2 protein-coding genes and 1 pseudogene are annotated in these 21,622 nt (G+C 72.6%); all 3 read right to left on the bottom strand.

Annotated elements, in window-relative coordinates; translation table 11 throughout:
- Positions 1-64 precede the first annotated feature (64 nt).
- Positions 65-17,215 (bottom strand): type I polyketide synthase, encoded by a 17,151-nt coding sequence (locus AB0399_RS29725; protein WP_366413449.1) that lies wholly within the window; start codon positions 17,213-17,215, stop codon positions 65-67.
- Complete coding sequence (locus AB0399_RS29720; protein ID WP_366413458.1) at positions 17,216-21,322, bottom strand: type I polyketide synthase; 4,107 nt, start codon at positions 21,320-21,322, stop codon at positions 17,216-17,218.
- A 42-nt stretch (positions 21,323-21,364) separates the two neighbouring features.
- Positions 21,365-21,607 (bottom strand): annotated as a pseudogene (locus tag AB0399_RS29715) (ketoacyl-synthetase C-terminal extension domain-containing protein); the annotation flags it as partial.
- Positions 21,608-21,622 lie beyond the last annotated feature (15 nt).

The following is a 21,622-nucleotide window of genomic DNA, read 5'->3' as shown; positions in this document are numbered from 1 at the left end:
CGGTGGGGGGAGGCCGGCCGGACCGGCCTCCCCCCGGAGCCGCCCGCACAGGGGCGGGCGCCGCTCAGTCCAGGGTGGTCAGCCACTCCTGGACGACCCGCGCGGTGTCCGCTGCCTTCCCCTCGATGAGGCTGAAGTGGTTGCCCGGGACGGTCCGGTACTCCTGGCGGCTGTCCCAGGGCTTCGCCTGCCAGTCGTCGTCGGGGCCGGCCGAGTCGCCGGCGCCGGGCAGGAACGACTCCTCCGCCCCGACGAACAGCACCGGTGCCCGCAACTCCCCGACGGTGAACTGCGGGACCAGGTCGAAGTAGCAGCTCATGGCCGACAGCACGGTGCTGTCGAACATCTCGTACTCCGAGTCCTTGGCCACCAGCCCCATCACCAGCTGCCGCATCAGGTCGCGCTGGTCGCCGTCGCCAGTGTCCACCTGGTAGGTGTCGATCAGCACCAGGCCGGCGGGACGGACGCCCATGTGCTGCTCCAGGTGGACCGCCACGGCGTGGGCGATCACCCCGCCCCCGGAGTAGCCGAGGAGCACGAACGGCTCGCCGGCCGCCGTCTCGACGGCGCCGGCCGCGAACGCGGCGGTCGCGGCCTGGACGGACGACGGCAGGCTCTCCCCGTGTCCGAAGCCGGGTGTCGGCAGCGAACTGACCGAGCGCAGGCCGCGGAAGGGCGCCGCCAGCCGGGCGTGCTGGTGCGGGCCGGCCGTCGCCATCGGCGAACTGATGCAGATCAGCCGGTTCGTGGCCGGGCCGTCGGCCAACCGCACCCCGACGGGCGGGTGTTCCAGCTCCGTGACCGAGGAGAACACCGGCCGCAGCGCGGCCACCGCCCGCAGCAGGTCGAAGCCCTGCGGGACGTTGTCGGACAGCACCGCGCCGCGGAACAGCTCCGACAGCGTGTCGGGGCGGCGGCCGGGCGCCTGCTCCGGCTGCTGCGCCGCCGCGGGTTGCCCGGCGAGCGTCCCGTCGAGCTGGCCGGCAAGCTCCTCGTGCAGCCGGGACGCCAGCTCGGCGGGCGTCTTGGCGTCGAAGACGGCCATGGGCGGCAGCCGCAGCCCCGTCGTGGCGTTGAGGTGGTTGCGCAGCTCGACGGCGCTGAGCGAGTCGAAGCCGGACTCCAGGAAGTCCCGTTCGGGCTCCACGGCCTCCGGCCCGCTGTGGCCCAGCACCATCGCCGAGTACCGCAGCACGACGTCCTGGATGGCCCGCTTCTGCTCGGCCTCGGCCATGCCGGCCAGCTGCCGGCGCAGCGAGACCGCGTCGGCGCCGCCGCCCGCCGCACGGCGCCTGGCCTTCGGCGCGAGCCCCCGCAGCAGCGCCGGCGGCTCACCGGACCAGCCGCGCAGCCCCCTCGGGTTGACCCGCAGCGGCACCAGCGTCGGGTGCGCGGTGGTCAGCGCCGCGTCGAACGCCGCGAGGCCCTCCTCCTCGGTCAGCGCGGGCAGGCCCTGGCGCTTCATGCGCTCCCGGTCCGCGTCGGTCAGCCACCGGCTCAGCCCGGTCGCCACGTCCCACAGGCCGTAGGCGAGGGAGCACGCCGGCAGGTTCAGGGCGCGCCGGTGCCGGGCCAGCGCGTCGAGGAACACGTTCGACGCGGCGTAGCCCGCCTGTCCCGCGGCCAGCACCAGGCCGCCCGCGGAGGAGAACATCACGAACGCCGCCAGGTCCATCTCCCGGGTCAGCTCGTGCAGGTGCCAGGCGGCGTCGGCCTTGGGCCGCAGCGACGTCTCGACGTTCTCCGGGGTCAGCGCGGAGACCAGCCCGTTGTGCGCGACACCGGCGACGTGGACCACGGCCCGCAGCGGATGCCCGTCGGGGATCGCGGCGAGGACGCCGGCGAGCGCCGAGCGGTCCGAGACGTCGCACGCGGCGATCGCCACCTCGGCGCCGGCCCGCCGCAGCTCCTCCCGTAGTTCCTCCGCCTCCGGGGCGTCCGGCCCGCTGCGGCTGACCAGCAGCAGGTGCCGGACGCCGTGCGCGGTCACCAGGTGCCGGGCGACCAGGCCGCCGAGCCCGCCGGTGCCGCCGGTCACCAGTACGGTGCCGTCGCCGGCGAGCACGCCCGGTTCGGCCTCGCCCGAGTCGCCCTCGCGCGGTTCGCTCTCGGTCGGGTCGCCCTCGGCCGGTTCCTCCTCGGCCCTGACCAGCCGCGGCGCGAGCAGTTCACCGCCGCGCAGCGCCGTCTCCGGCTCGTCCCCGGCGACGGCGGCCGCGAGCGCCCGCTCGGACTCGGGGGTGCCGTCGACGTCCACGAGCAGGAAGCGGCCCGGGTTCTCCGCCTGCGCCGCCCGCACCAGACCCCACACCGGTGCCTGCTCCAGCCGAACGTCGCCGCCGTCGGCCGCACCGGTGGTCACGACCGCCAGCCGCGACCCGGCGTACCGCTCCTCCGCCAGCCACTCCTGGACCAGTGCCAGGACACCGTGGACGGTCCCACGCACCGCGGCGGGCATGTCCGTCTCCCCGGGCGGGCCGTCCACGGCGGCCACCGCGTCCACCCGTACGGCGACCACCTCGGGTACGGCGGTGCCGGCCTCGACGGCGGCGGTGAGCGCGGCGAGGTCCGCGTAGGAAGCGGCGTCGCCGAACCCGGTCGGGTCCGCGAAGGAGCCGATCAGCGCGGAGGGCACCGCGCGGGCAGGCAGGGCGACCGGCGTCCAGTCGATCCGCAGCAGCGGCTCCTTGCGCCCCGCGGCGGGCACCCGGAACTGCTCCGGCGACGCCTCCCGCAGCATCAGCGACTCGATGTGGACGACGGGGGCGCCCGTGGGGTCGGCGAGTTCGACGGACACCGCCTGCGGTCCCGTCGCGGCGATCCGTATCCGCACCGCCCGCGCGCCCTCGGCGTGGACCGACAGGCCGCTCCAGGAGAAGGGCAGCACGGTGGCGCCCAGGGTGTCGTCCTCGCGGATTCCGGCGAAGGCCATGATGTGCAGGGAGGCGTCGAGCAGGGCGGGGTCGACTCCGAGCCGGCTGACGTCCTGGTGCGCGTCCTCGGGCAGCTCCACTTCGGCGAACAGGTCCTCGCCGCACCGCCAGGCGGCCTTGAGCCCCTGGAAGGCCGGACCGTAGCCGTAGCCGTACTCCGCCAGCCGCTCGTAGGCGCCGTCGACGTCGATGGTCGTGGCGTCGGCCGGCGGCCACTGGGTGAAGTCGTACGACGGTGCCGCCGCGCCGGTGCCCAGGAACCCCTCGGCGTGCAGCGTCCAGGACTGGTCGTCGCCCTCGGGCCGCGAGTGGACGGTCAGTGACCTGCGGGCGTCTCCCGGGCCGGCCTCCCCCGGCTCCCCGACGGACACCTGCACCTGGACCCCGCCCTCCTCCGGGAGGATCAGCGGGGCGTGCAGGACCAGTTCGTCCAGTACGTCGCAGCCGACCTGGTCGCCGGCCTGCACGGCGAGTTCGACGAAGCCGGTGCCGGGGAAGAGGATCGCGCCGCCGACGCGGTGGTCGGCGAGCCACGGGTGGGTCGCCACGGAGAGCCGGCCGGTGAGGAGGACGGCCTCGGACTCCGCGAGCGTGACGGCCGCGCCCAGGAGGGCGTGATCGGGGGTGTCCAGGCCAGCGGAGGCCACGTCGGCGTGGTCCTCAGGGAGCAGCCAGAAGTGCTGGCGTTGGAAGGCGTAGGTGGGCAGGTCCAGGACGTGGCGGGGCGCGGGGCCGGTGAAGGTCTTGGGCCAGTCCACGGTGGCGCCGGAGGTCCACAACCTGCCTATCCCGGTGAGGACTTCGGCCGCCTCGGGGCGATCCCGGCGTACGAGCGGAACGATGACCGCCGAACTGGCCGCGCTGGTGGCTGTGTTGGTGGCTGCGCTGTCCTCTTCAGTGGCGGCTTCGAGGCAGGGGGTGAGCATTCCGGACAGCACCGCGTCAGGTCCGATCTCGACCCAGCGCGACACCCCCTCACTCGCCAGCCAGCTGACGCCGTCGGCGAACCGCACCGCCTCTCGAACGTGGCGCACCCAGTAGTCGGGGGTGCACAGGTCCTCGGCTGTCGCGAGGGCGCCCGTCACGTTCGACACCACCGGGATCTGCGGCGCCGCGAACGACAGCCCTTCCAAGACCTCGCCGAACTCGGCCAACATCGGTTCCATCAGGGCGGAATGGAAGGCGTGGCTCACCCGCAGCCGACTCGTACGGCAGCCGCGCCCCGCGAACACCTCCGCCAGTTCGGCGACGGCGTCCTCCACGCCGGACACCACCACCGACGAGGGGCCGTTCACCGCCGCGATGGAGACACCTTCCGGCAGTTCCGCGCACACCTCGGCCTCGGAGGCCCCGATCGCCACCATCGCGCCGCCCGCGGGCAGGGCCTGCATCAACCGGCCTCGTGCCGCCACCACCCGCGCGGCATCCTCGACCGACCACACCCCGGCCACACACGCAGCAGCCACCTCACCGATCGAGTGACCCACCACGAAGTCCGGCCGTATCCCCCACGATTCGACCAGCCGGAACAGCGCCACCTCGAACGCGAACAACCCCGCCTGAGCAACGACCGTCTCGTTCACCCGGTCGGTGTCAGAGCCCCAGAGCACCTCCCGCAACGAGAACCCGAGATGGCGGTCCAACTCCGCCACCGCCTCGTCGAACGCCGCCGCGAACACCGGGAACGCCCCGCACAACTCCCGCCCCATTCCCACTCGCTGCGCACCCTGCCCCGTGAACACGAACGCCGAACGACCCGATGCCGTCACCCCCCGAGACACATTCGCCGCCCGCGCCTCACCGGCCGCCAACGCCTCCAGCCCCCGGACCAGTTCGGCACGGTCCTGCCCGACGACCACCGCACGGTGCTCCCACGCGGCGCGGCCTGCCAACGACCAGGCCACATCCCCCACCGGCACACCACTGCCAGCCCCACCCACCCACTCACCCAACCGGCCCGCCTGAGCCGCTACCGCCGACTCCGACCGACCCGACACCACCCACGCCACCAACCCCGAACCCGCCTCGGACTCAGCCCCGTCGGCCTCCGCCGCTCCCTCCAGCAGCGGCAATTCCGAGCCCATCACCGGTGCCGACTCAGGCTCGTCGGGGGCTTGTTCGATGATCACGTGCGCGTTGGTCCCGCTGATCCCGAAGGACGACACCGCAGCCCGCCGCACACGATCCACCCGCGGCCACTCCCGAGCCTCCACCAGCAACTCCACGGCGCCCGAGGCCCAATCCACCTCACCCGACGCCGCCCCCGCATACAACGACCGCGGCAACACCCCCCGCCGCAAAGCCTCCACCATCTTGATCACACCACCCACACCCGCAGCCGCCTGCGTATGACCCACATTCGACTTCAACGACCCCAACCACAAAGGCAAACCCTCCACCCGACCACGCCCATACGTCGCCAACAACGCCTGCGCCTCAATCGGATCACCCAACGACGTCCCCGTCCCATGACCCTCCACCACATCCACATCCACCACCGACAACCCCGCCGCACCCAACGCCGCACGAATCACCCGCTGCTGCGCCGGACCATTCGGCGCCGTCAACCCATTACTCGCCCCATCCTGATTCACCGCGGAACCCCGCACCACCGCCAACACCGAGTGCCCACCCCGCCGGGCATCGGAAAGCCGCTCCACCACCAGCATGCCCGCGCCCTCACCCCACCCGGTACCGTCCGCCCCCTCCGAGAAGGACTTCGAACGGCCGTCGGGAGCAAGGCCGCGCTGGCGGCTGAACTCGATGAAGACGTCCGGGGTCGCCATCACGGCGACACCGCCGACCAGCGCGAGCGAGCACTCGCCCGAACGCAACGCCTGCACAGCGGAATGAAGCGCGACCAAGGACGACGAGCACGCCGTGTCGATGGTGATCGCGGGCCCTTCGAGGCCGAAGGTGTAGGAGATCCGACCCGAGGCGATGGAACCGGTGTTGTTGTTGTTCGCGTAGTCGTGGTACATCATCCCGGCGAAGACACCCGTCGCGCTCCCGCGCAACGACGCCGGGTCGATACCCGCCCGCTCCAGCGCCTCCCACGACACCTCCAGCAACAACCGCTGCTGCGGGTCCATCACCAGCGCCTCATTCGGACTGATCCCGAAGAACGCCGGATCGAACTCCCCCGCGTCATGCAGGAATCCGCCGTGCCGGGTGTAGGTGCTGTTCGGCCGCTCACCCGTCGGGTCGAAGATGCGTTCCGTGTTCCAACCGCGGTTGGTCGGGAACTCGGAGATCGCGTCCACACCGTCCGCCACCAGCCGCCACAGATCCTCCGGCGACTCCACGCCACCCGGATACCGGCACGCCATCCCCACGATCACGATCGGGTCGTCATCGTCCGCCTGCGTACGGAACGCCACCGGCGCCAACGCCTGTGCGGCGCCGGTCAGTTCGTCGACGAGGTGGGCCGTGACGGCCTCGGCGCTCGGGTAGTCGAAGACCAGGGTGGCCGGCAGGTGGATTCCGGTCGCCGTGTTGAGGCTGTTGCGCAGCTCGACGGCGGCCAGCGAGTCGAAGCCGAGGTCGCTGAAGGCACGGTCCGGTTCGATCGCGTCGGAGGACGCGTGCCCGAGCACGTCGGCGACGTGCTGCCGGACAAGGGTGAGCACCAACGCGTGCCGCTCGGCGGGCGCCAGGCCCGTCACTCGGCCGGCCAGGCCGGAAGCGGTGGCGCTCACCACGCTCTGCCGGGCGGGCACGCGCACGAGGTCGCGCAGTACCGGCAGGACGAAGCCGGAGGACACCGCCTGGGCGCGCAGGGCGGCGGGGTCCAGCCGGAGCAGCACGGTCAGCGCCTGTCCGGACCACGTGACGGCGTCCGACCGCATGACCTCGTCGAACAGGGCCAGGCCCTCGGCGTCGGACAGCGGCGGGAAGCCCTGCCTGCCGAGGCGCCGTACCTCCACCTGTGTCAACTGGCCACCCATGCCGGTCGCCCACAGGCCCCACGCCATGGACACCGCGGGCAGGCCGGCGGCTTTGCGGCGTTGGGCCAGGGCGTCGAGGAAGACGTTCGCCGCCGCGTAGTTGGCCTGGCCGATGCCGCCGAACGTGCCGGCCATCGACGAGAACAGCACGAACGCGGACAGGTCGAGATCGCGGGTGAGCTCGTGCAGGTGCCAGGCGGCCACGGCCTTCGGCAGCAGCACGGTGTCGAGCCGTTCGGGCGTGAGGGCGGAGACGACACCGTCGTCCAGCACGCCCGCGGTGTGGATCACGCCGGTGAGCGGATGCTCAGCGGGGATGCCGTCGATGACGGCCGCGATCTGCGCGCGGTCCGCCACGTCGCAGGCGGCGATCACCACGTCCGCGCCCAACGCGGCCAGCTCGTCGCGCAGTTCGGCCGCACCGGGGGCCTCGGCACCCCGGCGGCTGACCAGGAGCAGCCGTCGCACCCCGTGGGCCGTCACCAGGTGACGGGCCGTCAGTGCGCCCAGGCCGCCGGTGCCGCCGGTGATCAGCACGGTCCCATGCGCGTCCCAGACGGGTTCGGCGTCGCTGGGCACGGTGCTCGACCTGACCAGTCGAGGCGTCCGCATGACGCCGTCCCGTATCGCGATCTCCGCCTCGCCGGTGGCGAGGGCGGTGGGCAGCGCGGTCCACGGATCGGTGGCGGCGTCGGCATCCACGAGGACGAAGCGGCCCGGGTTCTCGCTGTGGGCCGCCCGGAGCAGGCCCCACACCGCCGATGCCGACAGCCCGGCCTCGGACAGGGCTTCGGCCTCGGGTACTGCTTCGGGCACGGCTTCGGGCACGGCTTCGAGCCGGGCCTCGGACGCGGACTCGCCGTCCTCCGGCAGGCGGATCGCCCCGTCCGTCAGCAGCACCAGTCGGGACGGCGCGAAACGCTCGTCCGCGAGCCAGGACTGCACCACCTCAAGGGCACGGTGGGCGATGACGGTCAGGCCGGGGCCGTCCGCGCCGTCAGTGCCTTCGGCGCCGTCGAGAAGGGTGACGTACGGCAGGACGACCGCGTCGGGGAGCGGCTGTCCCGCTTCCAGCGCCGCGCCCAGCGCCTCCAGACCGGTGAACGAGGGGGGTTCGGTCGCTCCGGGCCGGCCGGTCGCCGGTTCGGCCGCTCCGGCGGGCCGGATGACCGCCCAACTCGGCGCGTCGGCCGTGCCGGTGGGCGCGGGCAGCGTGGCCCACCCCAGGTGGTACGGGACCTGCTCCGTACGGCGTGCCGCCGCGAGCTGTTCCGGGGAGACCTCGCGGGCGACGAGCGAGGAGACGCTGAACACGGGCTGACCGTCGGCGGTCGCGGCGACGATGGACATCCCGGCCGGGGCCGGACCGCCGTCGGCCGTCCGTCCGGCTTCCTGCGGTGTCAGCCGCACGCGCAGCGCCGTGGCCCCGCGCGCGTGGAGCGCCAGGCCGTTCCAGGCGAACGGGACCACGGTGCGGTCCTCGTCGTCGGAGTCCCCCGCGGCGACCAGATTGACGTGCAGGGCGGCGTCGAGCAGGGCGGGGTGCAGCCCGAATCGGGAGGCGTCGGCGTGGGACTCCTCCGGCAACTCCACTTCGGCGAAGAGGTCGTCGCCGCGCCGCCAGGCGGACTTGAGCCCCTGGAAGGCCGGGCCGTAGACGTAGCCGGCGCCGAGCAGCCGCTCGTAGGCACCCGCCATCTCGACGGGCACCGCACCAGGCGGCGGCCACGCGGCGAGGTCGAACGCCGGGGCCTCCTGCTCAGGGGTGAGGGCGCCCTCGGCATGCAGGGTCCAGACGGCCTCTTCGCCGTCCTCCTCCGGCCGCGCGTGGATCGCGAGTTCCCGCAGACCCGCGGCGTCGGGCGCGCGCACCACCACCTGGACGGCTACGCCGCCGCGCTCCGGGAGGACCAGCGGGGCGTGCAGGGCGAGTTCCCGCAGACCCCCGCAGCCCACCTCCAGCCCTGCGCGCAACGCGAGTTCGACGAATGCGGTACCGGGCAGCAGGACCGCCCCGAGGATGTCGTGGTCGGCCAGCCAACGGTGGGTTTCCGTCGAGAGGCGCCCGGTCAGCACGACGGAGTCACCGTCGGGCGACGGCAGTACGGCGCTGAGCAGCGGGTGGTCGACGGCCCCAAGTCCCGCCGCGCCCACGTCCGTTCCGCCGCGTGACGCGTCCAGCCAGTACCGCTTCCGCTGGAAGGCGTAGGTGGGAAGGTCCACGACGTGGCGGGGCGCCGGGCCGGTGAAGGTCTTGCGCCAGTCCACGGCGACGCCCGAGGTCCACAACCGCCCGATCCCGATGAGGACTTCCGCCGCCTCGGGGCGATCACGGCGTACCAGCGGCACGATGACCGCGGAACTGGCCGCGCTGGTCGCCGCGTTGGCGGCTACGCCGTCCTCCTCGGTGGCGGCTTCGAGGCAGGGGGTGAGCATCCCGGACAGCACCGCGTCAGGTCCGATCTCGACCCACCGCGACACCCCCTGATCCGCCAACCAACTGACGCCGTCGGCGAACCGCACCGCCTCCCGAACGTGGCGCACCCAGTAGTCGGGGGTGCACAGGTCCTCGGCCGTCGCGAGGCCACCCGTCACGTTCGACACCACCGGAATCGTCGGCGCCGCAAACGACACCCCGTCCAGTACCTCGCCGAACTCGGCCAACATCGGCTCCATCAGGGCGGAATGGAACGCGTGGCTCACCCGCAGCCGACTCGTCCGGCAACCGCGCCCAGCGAACACCTCCGCCAGCTCGGCGACGGCGTCCTCCACGCCGGACACCACCACCGACGAGGGGCCGTTCACCGCCGCAATGGAGACGCCTTCCGGCAGTTCCTCGCGAATGGCCGCCTCGGAGGCCCCGATCGCCACCATCGCCCCACCCGCCGGCAACGCCTGCATCAACCGCCCCCGTGCCGCCACCACCCGCGCCGCGTCCTCGACCGACCACACCCCCGCCACACACGCAGCCGCCACCTCACCGATCGAATGACCCACCACGAAGTCCGGCCGCATCCCCCACGATTCGACCAGCCGGAACAACGCCACCTCGAACGCGAACAACCCCGCCTGAGCAACAACCGTGTCATTCACCCGGGCCGCGTCAGAACCCCACAACACCTCCCGCAACGAGAACCCGAGATGGCGATCCAACTCCGCCACCGCCTCGTCGAAGGCCGCCGCGAACACCGGAAACGCCCCGCACAACTCCCGCCCCATCCCCAACCGCTGCGCACCCTGCCCCGTGAACACCAACGCCGAACGACCCGAACCCGCCACCCCCCGACACACATTCGCCGCCCGCGCCTCACCGGCCGCCAACGCCTCCAACCCCCGCACCAGTTCGGCACGGTCCTGCCCGACCACCACCGCACGCTGCTCCCACGCGGCACGCCCCGCCAACGACCACCCCACATCCCCCACCGACACACCAGAACCAACCCCACCCACCCACTCACCCAACCGAACCGCCTGACCCACCACCGCCGACTCCGAACGACCCGACACCACCCACGCCACCAACCCCGAACCCGACTCAGACTCGGACTCCGCCGCAATCTCCAGCGGCGCCGGCCCAACCCCCGCCGACACCGTTCGCGCTTCTTCCCCCTCCGGTGCCTGCTCGATGATCACGTGCGCGTTCGTCCCACTGATCCCGAACGACGACACCCCCGCCCGCCGCACACGACCCACCTGCGGCCACTCCCGAGCCTCCGCCAACAACTCCACCGAGCCCGACGCCCAATCCACCTCACCCGACGCCGTTCCCACGTGCAGTGACCGCGGCAACACCCCCCGCCGCAACGCCTCCACCATCTTGATCACACCACCGACACCCGCAGCCGCCTGCGTATGACCCACATTCGACTTCAACGACCCCAACCACAAAGGCAAACCCTCCACCCGACCATGCCCGTACGTCGCCAACAACGCCTGCGCCTCGATCGGATCACCCAACGACGTCCCCGTCCCGTGCCCCTCCACCACATCCACATCCACCACCGACAACCCCGCCGCACCCAACGCCGCACGAATCACCCGCTGCTGCGCCGGACCATTCGGCGCGAAGAAGCCGTTGCTGGCGCCGTCCTGGTTGACGGCGGAGCCCCGCACCACCGCGAGGACGGGGTGCCCGTTCCTGCGGGCGTCGGAGAGCCGTTCGACCAGCAGGAGGCCCAGGCCCTCGCCCCAGCCGGTGCCGTCCGCCGCGTCCGAGAAGGACTTCGAACGGCCGTCGGGAGCGAGGCCGCGCTGGCGGCTGAACTCGATCAGCATCTCCGGCGTGGCCATCACGGCGACACCGCCGGCCAGTGCGAGCGAGCACTCGCCCGAACGCAGCGCCTGCACCGCCAGATGCAGCGCCACCAGGGAGGAGGAGCACGCCGTGTCCACCGTCACCGCCGGCCCCTCCAGGCCGAAGGTGTAGGCGATCCGGCCCGAGACGAGGCTTCCGCCGCTGGTGCTGGCGCCGCCGTTGCCCTGGCCGTAGTCGTGGTACATCAGTCCGGCGAAGACACCGGTCGAACTGCCGCGCAGCGCGGTGGGGTCCATCCCGGCCCGCTCGAACACCTCCCATGACGCCTCCAGCAGCAGCCGCTGCTGCGGGTCCATGGAAAGCGCCTCGCTGGGGCTGATGCCGAAGAAGTCGGCGTCGAAGTCGGCCGCGTCGTAAAGGAATCCGCCCTCCGACGCGTACGACTTCCCCGCCTTGCCAGGCTCGGGGTCGTAGACGTCCGGGTCCCAGCCGCGGTCGGTCGGGAAGGGCGCGATCGCGTCCACCTCGTCGGCCACGAGTCGCCACAGGTCCTCGGGCGAGGAGACGCCGCCCGGGTAGCGGCAGGTCATGGCGACGATCGCGATCGGCTCGGCGTCCTGACGGGTGAGCGGCAGGGGGGTCACCGGCACGTTCGCCACCGCTCCGGCGATCTCGTCGTCGAGGTACCGCGCGACGTCGGCCGCGGTCGGGTAGTCGAAGACGAGGGTGGCCGGCAGGCGCAGGCCGGTCTCCGTGTTGAGGACGTTGCGCAGCTCGACCGACGTGAGCGAGTCGAAGCCGAGTTCCTGGAAGGCGCGGTCCGGCTCGATCGCGTCGGAGGACCCGTGCCCGAGCAGCGCGGCCACGCGGTCGCGGACCAGATCCAGCAGGACGCCGCGGCGCTCGTCCGCGGGCAGGCCGGCCAGCCGCTGGGCCAGGGCGGTGCCTTGGGACGGTCCGCCGGAGCCGGATACCTGACGGCTCCTCACCAGCCCGCGCAGCAGGGCGGGGACCTCGCCACGGGCACGCAGCGCCGCGGTGTCCACGCGCAACGGCACCAGCACCGCGGGTGCGGCGGACGGCGGCGTGCTCGCCGGCCCGGCTCCGCGCAGGGCGGCGTCGAGCGCGGCGAGTCCTTCCTCCGCGGACAGCGGCGGGAAGCCCTGCCGCTTCATCCGGTGCAGGTCGGCGTCGCCGAGGGCCGCGCCGAGGCCCGCTTCGACACCCCACAGGCCGTAGACGAGGGAGGTCGCCGGCAGGCCGTGGGCCCGGCGGTGTGCGGCCAGCGCGTCGAGGAAGACGTTCGCGGTGGCGTAGGCGCTCTGTCCGGCGGCGAAGAGCAGGCCGCCGGCGGACGAGAAGAGCACGAACGCCGACAGGTCGAGGTCGCCGGTCAGCTCGTGCAGGTGGTGGGCGGCGTCGGCCTTGGGCCCGAGAACGGCGTCCAGCCGCTCGTCGGTCAGCGCCGTCACGAGTCCGTTGTGGGCCACGCCGGCGGCGTGCACGACCGCGGTCAGCGGATGCGCGGGGTCGATTCCGGCGAGCAGGGCGGCCAGCGCGTCCCGGTCGCTCACGTCGCACGCGGCGACCGTGACGGAGGCGCCCGCCGCGACGAGTTCCGCCCGCAGTTCCTCGGCGCCGGGTGCCTGGAGGCCGCGGCGGCTGGTCAGGAGGAGGTGCCGTGCGCCGTGGGCCGCCACCAGATGGCGGGCCACGAGGGCGCCGAGGCCGCCGGTGCCGCCGGTGACCAGCACCGTCCGTTCGGGGTCGAGTCGCGGGGTGTCCGCGCCGGTGACCATGTCGGTGTCGGCGTCGGTGACCGCGGCGGTGACCGCGGCGGTGATCTCGTCGGGTGCGACCCGGGCGAGCCTCGGCACCCGCGCCTGTCCGTCGCGCAGCGCGATCTCGGGTTCGCCGGCGGCCACGGCGGCACGCAGCAGCTCCGGCGCGTGGTCCTCGTCGAGGTCCACCAGTACGAACCTGCCCGGCTGTTCGGCCTGCGCGGCCCGCACCAGTCCCCAGACGGGGGCGAGCGCCAGGTCGATGTCGTCGCCGTCGGCCGTGGCGACCGCGCCGCGGGTCACGACCACGAGCCGCGAGCCGGCGAAGCGGTCATCGTCGAGCCAGCCCTGTACCGCCGCCATGACGGTCGCCGCGCGAGCCCGTACCGCGGCGGGGACCGGACCCGCGGTCTCGTCCGGCGGCAGGGCGAGAAGCGCGACCGGGGGGACGGCGACTCCGTCGTCATCGAGCGCGGCCCGCAGCGCCGCGACATCGCGGTACGCGGATCGCCCGGTCATGCCGAGCAGTTCGGCCGTCTCCGGGCCGTCCGAGTCCGCGGTGAGCAGTACCCACTCCGACGTCTCCGGCTGAGCCTGGGAGACGGCAGTCGCGGTCCACTCCACCCGGAACAGCGCCTGGTTCTGCGCCGCGCCCGCCGCCCGGGCCGCGCCCAGTTGCTCCGACGAGACCGCCCGGGACACCAACGACCCAACGGACAGGACCGGTTGGCCGTACGCGTCGGCCATCTCCATGGACACGCTGTCCTGGCCCTCGGCGCGCATCCGCATCCGCAGCCCGGTGGCACCCGACGCGAAGAGGGAGACGCCTTTCCACGAGAAGGGCAGCAACGTCTCCTCGCCGGTCTCCTCCTCCTGGAGCAGGGCCGCGTGCATGGCCGCGTCGAAGAGGGCCGGGTGCAGGCCGAACCGGGCGGCGTCGGGGTGTGCCGCGTCGGGCAGTGCGACCTCGGCGAACAGTTCGTCGCCGCGCTCCCAGGCGGAGGTGAGGCCCTGGAAGGCCGGGCCGTAGCCGTACCCGCGGTCCAGCAGGCGCTCGTAGCCGCCGGTGATGTCGATGGGCGTGGCGCCGGCCGGCGGCCACTGGGTGAAGTCGTACGAGGGCGTCGCCGCACCCACGCGCAGGAGTCCTTCGGCGTGCGGTGTCCAGGGCTGGTCGGCGCCTTCGGGACGCGAGTGGATGGTCAGCGACCTGGCACCGGAGCCGTCCGCGCCGCCGACGGTGACCCGGAGCAGGACGCCGCCGCTGTCGGGCATGACCAGGGGTGCCTGGAGTGTCAGCTCCTCAACGACGTCGCACCCGAAGTGGTCGCCCGCGTGGATCGCGAGTTCGACGAAGGCGGTGCCGGGCAGCAGGACGGCTCCGAGGACGTCGTGGTCCGCGACCCACTCCTGCGTGTCGAGCGCGAGCCGGCCGGTGAAGACGGCCCCGTCGGTCTCCGGCAGGGCCACAACGGCACCGAGCAGCGGGTGTTCGACCGCGCTCAGCCCCATCGCCTCGGGCCTGCCGCCCAGTTCGGCCGCGAGCCAGGACTCGGCGAGGAACTCCAGAGGGTGCAGCCAGTAGTGCTGGCGTTGGAAGGCGTAGGTGGGCAGGTCCAGGACGTGGCGGGGCGCGGGGCCGGTGAAGGTCTTGGGCCAGTCCACGGTGGCGCCCGAGGTCCACAACCGCCCTACCCCAGTAAGGACTTCCGCCGCCTCGGGGCGATCACGGCGTACGAGCGGCACGATGACCGCCGAACTCGCCGCATGCGTCTCGTCAGTTACGGTGGCGGCTTCGAGGCAAGGGGTGAGCATCCCGGACAGCACCGCGTCAGGTCCGATCTCGACCCAGCGCGACACCCCCTGATCCGCCAGCCAACTGACGCCGTCGGCGAAGCGCACCGCCTCTCGAACGTGGCGCACCCAGTAGTCGGGGGTGCACAGGTCCTCGGCCGTCGCGAGGCCACCCGTCACGTTCGACACCACCGGAATCTGCGGCGCCGCGAACGACAGCCCTTCCAAGACCTCGCCGAACTCCGCCAACATCGGTTCCATCAGGGCGGAATGGAACGCGTGGCTCACCCGCAGCCGACTCGTACGGCACCCCTGCCGCTCGAATACGTCCGCCAGCGCAAGCACCGCCTCCTCGACCCCGGACACCACCACCGACGAGGGACCGTTCACCGCAGCGATGGACACGCCTTGCGGCAACTCCTCGCGAATGGCCGCCTCGGAGGCCCCGATCGCCACCATCGCGCCACCCGCCGGCAACGCCTGCATCAACCGGCCCCGCGCCGCCACCACCCGCGCGGCATCCTCGACCGACCACACCCCGGCCACACACGCAGCCGCCACCTCACCGATCGAGTGACCCACCACGAAGTCCGGCCGCACCCCCCACGACTCCACCAACCGGAACAACGCCACCTCGAACGCGAACAACCCCGCCTGCGCCACAACCGTCTCGTTCACCCGGCCCGCATCCGAACCCCACAACACCTCCCGCAACGAGAACCCGAGATGACGATCCAACTCCGCCACCGCCTCGTCGAACGCCGCCGCGAACACCGGAAACGCCCCACACAACTCCCGCCCCATCCCCAACCGCTGCGCACCCTGCCCCGTGAACACGAACGCCGAACGACCCGAACACACCACACCCCGAGACACACCCGCACCCGGCAGACCGGCCGCCAACGCCTCCAGCCCCCGGACCAGTTCGGCACGGTCCTGCCCGACGACCACCGCACGGTGCTCCCATTGGGAGCGGCCCGCCAACGACCAGGCCACATCCCCCACCGGCACACCAGAGCCAGCCCCACCCACCCACTCACCCAACCGAACCGCCTGACCCACCACCGCCGACTCCGAACGACCCGACACCACCCACGCCACCAACCCCGAACCCGAACCCGAAATAGACTCAGACTCCGCCGGCGCCGGCTCCACCTCCTCCGGCGCCTGCTCGATGATCACGTGCGCGTTCGTCCCGCTGATCCCGAACGACGACACCCCCGCCCGCCGTGCACGATCCACCCGCGGCCATTCCCGAGCCTCCACCAGCAACTCCACGGCACCCGAGGCCCAGTCCACCTCACTCGACGCCGCCCCCGCATGCAGCGACCGCGGCAACACCCCCCGCCGCAACGCCTCCACCATCTTGATGACGCCACCGACACCGGCAGCCGCCTGCGTATGACCGATGTTCGACTTCAACGAGCCCAGCCACAAAGGCGAGTTCTCCGCGCGGCCACGCCCGTACGTCGCCAACAGCGCCTGCGCCTCGATCGGGTCACCCAACGACGTCCCGGTGCCGTGCCCCTCCACCACATCCACGTCCACCACCGACAACCCGGCCGAACGCAGTGCCGCACGAATCACCCGCTGCTGCGCCGGACCGTTCGGCGCCGTCAACCCGTTACTCGCCCCGTCCTGGTTCACCGCGGAACCCCGCACCACCGCCAACACGGAATGCCCGTTCTGCCGAGCGTCGGAAAGCCGCTCGACCACCACCATCCCCGCGCCCTCACCCCAGACCGTGCCGTCCGCCCCCTCGGAGAACGAACGGCACCGACCGTCACGCGACAATCCGCGCTGACGGCTGAACTCCACGAACACATCCGGAGTCGCCATCACCGCCACCCCACCCACCAGCGCGAGCGAGCACTCGCCCGAACGCAACGCCTGCACGGCGGAATGAAGCGCGACCAGGGAGGAGGAGCACGCGGTGTCCACCGTCACCGCCGGCCCCTCAAGGCCCAGCACGTAGGAGATCCGACCCGACGCGATGGAGCCCGTGCTGGCATTGGCCGGGTAGTCGTGGTACATCATCCCGGCGAACACACCGGTCGCGCTCCCGCGCAACGACGCCGGGTCGATCCCCGCCCGCTCCAACGCCTCCCACGACACCTCCAGCAACAACCGCTGCTGCGGGTCCATCACCAACGCCTCATTCGGACTGATCCCGAAGAACGCCGGATCGAACTCCCCCGCATCGTGCAGAAAACCACCGTGCTTCGTGTACGTGGTATTCGCCCGCTCACCCGTCGGGTCGTACAACTCCTCCGTGTTCCAACCCCGGTTGGTCGGAAACTCGGAGATCGCGTCCACACCGCCGGACACCAGTTGCCACAAATCCTCCGGCGACTCCACACCACCCGGATACCGGCACGCCATCCCGACGATCGCGATCGGTTCGCGGGCACCGGCAACGAGACTCTGGTTCTGGGCGCGGAGCCGCTCGGTCTCCTTGAGGGAGGAGCGGAGGGCTTCGACAAGCTTCTGGTCAGAGCTGGACATCTACAGTTCTCCCGTTTCCTGTGTCGGCTCGTCAAAGCCATGCCCGTCAAGTGCCATGCTGATCAGTGCCGCGGTGTCCATCTCGTCGATGGACGGTCCGCCGTCGGCCGCGCCCGGGGCCGACGCGCCGGAGTCCGGGCCGTGCGCTCCGCCGAGTTCCAGCAGCAGTTCCATCAGGCCCGCCTCGCGCAGCCGGCTGACCGGAATGCTGTGCAGCACGCGCCGGATCTCCGCCTCCTCGCGGTCGGCCGGGTCCTCCTCCGGCAGCAGTTCGCCGTGCACATGGGCAGCCAGGGCGCGGGCGTTGGGGTAGTCGAAGACGAGCGTCGGCGGCAGCCGCAGACCGGTGGCGGAGTTGATCAGGTTGCGGAACTCCACCGCGCTCAGCGAGTCGAAGCCGAGTTCCTTGAACGCCCGATCGGGTTCGATGGCGTCGGAGGACGCGTGTCCGAGCACCTCAGCGGCCCGGGTCCGCACCAAGTCCAACAGCAGCGCGTCGCGTTCCTCCGCGGTGGCGTCGGCGAGCCGGCCGCGCAGCGCCGCACCGCTGCCCGGCCCCCCGTCCGCGCTCCGCCGGGACGTGCGACGGACCAGGGAGCGCAGCAGCGGCGGGACGTCGTCCGGCCCGCCACCGCGCCCGCCGGCGGACGCGGTGAGGTCCAACCGGATCGGTACGAGCACGGCGGCGTCGAGTCCGCGGGCGGTGTCGAAGAGCGCCAGCCCCTCATCGGTCGCGAGCGGGCGGACTCCCGTGCGGCTCATCCGCTGCCGGCCCGCCACGTCCAGCTCGCCCGCCATGCCCTCGTCGTCCTCCCACAGCCCCCAGGCGAGGGACTGGGCGGGGCGGCCGGCAGAACGGCGGTGTGCGGCCAACGCGTCGAGGAAGGCGTTGGCGGCCGCGTAGTTGCCCTGGCCCGGGGTGCCGAAGACACCGGCGGCGGAGGAGAACATGACGAAGGCGGAGAGCTTCGTGCCCATCTCCTCGGTGAGTTCGTGCAGGTTGAGCGCGCCGTCCACCTTGGGCCGCAGCACGGTGTCGACCCGCTCGGGGGTCAACGCGCTGATCACCCCGTCGTCGAGCACCCCCGCCGCGTGGACCACCGCTGTCACCGGATGTGCGGCGAGCACGGCGGCCAGGGCGGCCCGGTCCGCGACATCGCAGGCCACGAGGGCCGCTTCGGCGCCGAGTTCGGCGAGATCCGCGACGAGTTCGGCGGCGCCCGGGGCGTCCATGCCGCGGCGGCTCGTGAGCACCAGACGCCGGACGCCGCAGCGTACGACCAGATGGCGTGCGACGAGGCGGCCCAGCGTTCCGGTGGCGCCGGTGAGCAGCACGGTCCCGTCGGGGTCGAACGACGCCGGGCGTTGGCCGCCGTCCGCACCGGTGTCCTCAGCCGCGGTCGGTGCCGGGGCCACGGCACGGATGAGCCGAGGCGCGTGGAGGAGGTCGCCGCGCACCGCGATCTGCGGTTCGCCCGTCCCGACGACCGCGGCGATCAGCGCGTCGGCCGCGGCCGCGGTCACCTCTCCGGTCGCCTGGCCGCTCGCCTGGCCGGGCTCGAACGACGCCGCGGCTTCGTCGAAGTCGGCGACGAGGAACCGGTCCGGATGCTCGGACTGCGCGGAACGCATCAGCCCCCAGACCGCCGCACCCGCGAGGTCCGCGATGTCCTCGCCGCCGACCGACACCGCGCCGCCGGTCAGGACGAGGAGCTTCGCGAACGTGAAGCGCTCGTCCGCGAGCCAGCGTTGGAGCACGTCGAGGACGCGGTGCACGCGTGCCTGCACGGTGCCGTCGTCGCCGTGCGAGCGCAACACCACGGTCGCGGGCGGCACTTCGTCGTCGGACAGCGCCTCCCACTCGCACCACACGGGTACGGCGGACGCGGGCGCGGGCTCCGGCACCGGAACCGGCACGGGTGTCCAGGAGAGCTGGAACAGCGCGTCGCTGTGCCCGGCGGCCCGCGCCGCCGCCAGTTGCTCCGCCGACACCTCGCGCAGCGCCAACTGCCGGACGTGCGCCACCGGGCCGCCTGCCTCGTCGGCCATCGACAGCGAGACCGCGCCGGTGCCGGCGGGCGAGACGCACACGCGCAGAGCGGCGGCGCCGCTGGTCCGCAGGGTCACCCCGTGCCAGGCGAAGGGCAGCCGCGCCGCGCCGGGTTCACCCTCGTGCGCCGCCTTGAGGCCGATGGCGTGCAGGCACGCGTCGAACGCGGCCGGGTGCAGGCCGTACGACGCGGCCTCGGTCGTGAACCGCTCGTCCACGCGCACCTCGGCGTAGATGTCGTCGCCGCCGATCCAGGCCCGGTGCAGCCCCTGGAACGCGGCGCCGTACTCCAGACCGGCGTCGGCCAGTTGCTCGTACAGCGCGTCGACGTCGACCGGTTCGGCCCCGGCCGGCGGCCAGTCGGTGAGGTCGACGTCCGCGCCGGGGTCGCTCGGGCCGGTGGTGAGCGTTCCACTGGCGTGCCGCACCCACGGCGACTCCGCCTCTTCGCCGCGCGAGTGCACCGTGAGCGTACGGCCGCCCGCCGCGTCCATCTCGCCCACGGTGAGCTGGAGTTGGACTCCGCCCTGGTCGGGCACCGCGAGCGGCGCCTCGATCGTCAGCTCCTCCAGTACGTCGCAGCCGACCTGGTCGCCGGCCTGCACGGCGAGTTCGACGAAGCCGGTGCCGGGGAACAGCACCATGCCGCCGACGCGGTGGTCGGCGAGCCACGGGTGCGTCGCGAGTGACAGCCGACCGGTCAGCACCACGCCGTCGGCCTCCGCCAGCGGCACGGCCGCACCGAGCAGCGGCGAACCGGTGGCGCCCAGGCCCAACGACACCGCGTCGCGCCGCGTGTCCCCGTGTACGGAGTCGAGCCAGAAGTTCCGGCGCTGGAAGGCGTAGGTGGGCAGGTCCACGACGTGGCGAGGCGCGGCGCCGGTGAAGGTCTCGCGCCAGTCCACGGCCACGCCCGAGGTCCACAAGCGGCCCACCCCGGTGAGGACTTCGGCCGCCTCGGGGCGATCGCGGCGTACGAGCGGCACGATGACCGCCGAACTGGCCCCGCTGGTGGCTGTGTTGGTGGCTGCGCTGTCCTCTTCGGCGGCGGATTCGAGGCAGGGAGTGAGCATCCCGGACAACACGGCATCCGGTCCGATCTCGACCCAGCGCGACACCCCCTGATCCGCCAGCCAGCTGACGCCGTCGGCGAAGCGCACCGCCTCTCGAACGTGCCGCACCCAGTAGTCGGGGGTGCACAGGTCCTCGGCTGTCGCGAGGGTGCCGGTCACGTTCGACACGACCGGAATCGTCGGCGCCGCAAACGACACCCCGTCCAGCACCTCCCCGAACTCCGCCAACATCGGCTCCATCAACGCCGAATGGAACGCGTGACTCACCCGCAGCCGACTCGTCCGGCACCCCTGCCGCTCGAATACGTCCGCCAGTTCGGCGACGGCGTCCTCGACCCCGGACACCACCACCGACGAGGGGCCGTTCACCGCAGCAATGGAGACGCCTTCCAACAGTTCCTCGCGAATGGCCGCCTCCGAGGCCCCGATCGCCACCATCGCCCCACCCGCCGGCAATGCCTGCATCAACCGCCCCCGCGCCGCCACCACCCGCGCGGCATCCTCCACCGACCACACCCCCGCCACACACGCAGCCGCCACCTCACCAATCGAATGACCCACCACGAACTCCGGCCGCACCCCCCACGACTCCACCAGCCGGAACAACGCCACCTCGAACGCGAACAACCCCGCCTGAGCCACAACCGTGTCATTCACCCGGTCCGTGTCAGACCCCCACAACACCTCCCGCAACGAGAACCCGAGATGGCGATCCAGCTCCGCCACCGCCTCGTCGAAGGCCGCCGCGAACACCGGAAACGCCCCACACAACTCCCGCCCCATCCCCAACCGCTGCGCACCCTGCCCCGTGAACACCAACGCGGTCAGGCCCTCCGCCACCGCACCCCGGAGGACACCGGCCCGCACCTCGCCGGCCGCCAACGCCTCCAACCCCCGCACCAGTTCGGCACGGTCCTGCCCGACGACCACCGCACGCTGCTCCCACGCGGCACGCCCCGCCAACGACCACCCCACATCCCCCACCGACACACCAGAACCAACCCCACCCACCCACTCACCCAACCGGCCCGCCTGAGCCGCCACCGCCGACTCCGAACGACCCGACACCACCCACGCCACCAACCCCGAACCCGAACCCGAACCCGAACCCGAAACAGACTCAGACTCCGCCGGCGCCGGCTCCACCTCCTCCGGCGCCTGCTCGATGATCACGTGCGCGTTCGTCCCACTGATCCCGAACGACGACACCCCCGCCCGCCGCACACGACCCACCCGCGGCCACTCCCGCGACTCCACCAACAACTCCACCGCACCCGACGCCCA

It is taken from the genome of Streptomyces sp. NPDC088194 (assembly GCF_040702025.1).
Classification (GTDB): domain Bacteria; phylum Actinomycetota; class Actinomycetes; order Streptomycetales; family Streptomycetaceae; genus Actinacidiphila.
This window is presented reverse-complemented; position numbering and strand designations above follow the sequence as displayed.

Coding starts and splice junctions, on each gene's coding strand:
- AB0399_RS29725 (WP_366413449.1), bottom strand. CDS start 17,215: ATGTCCAGCTCTGACCAGAAGCTTGTCGAAGCCCTCCGCTCCTCCCTC.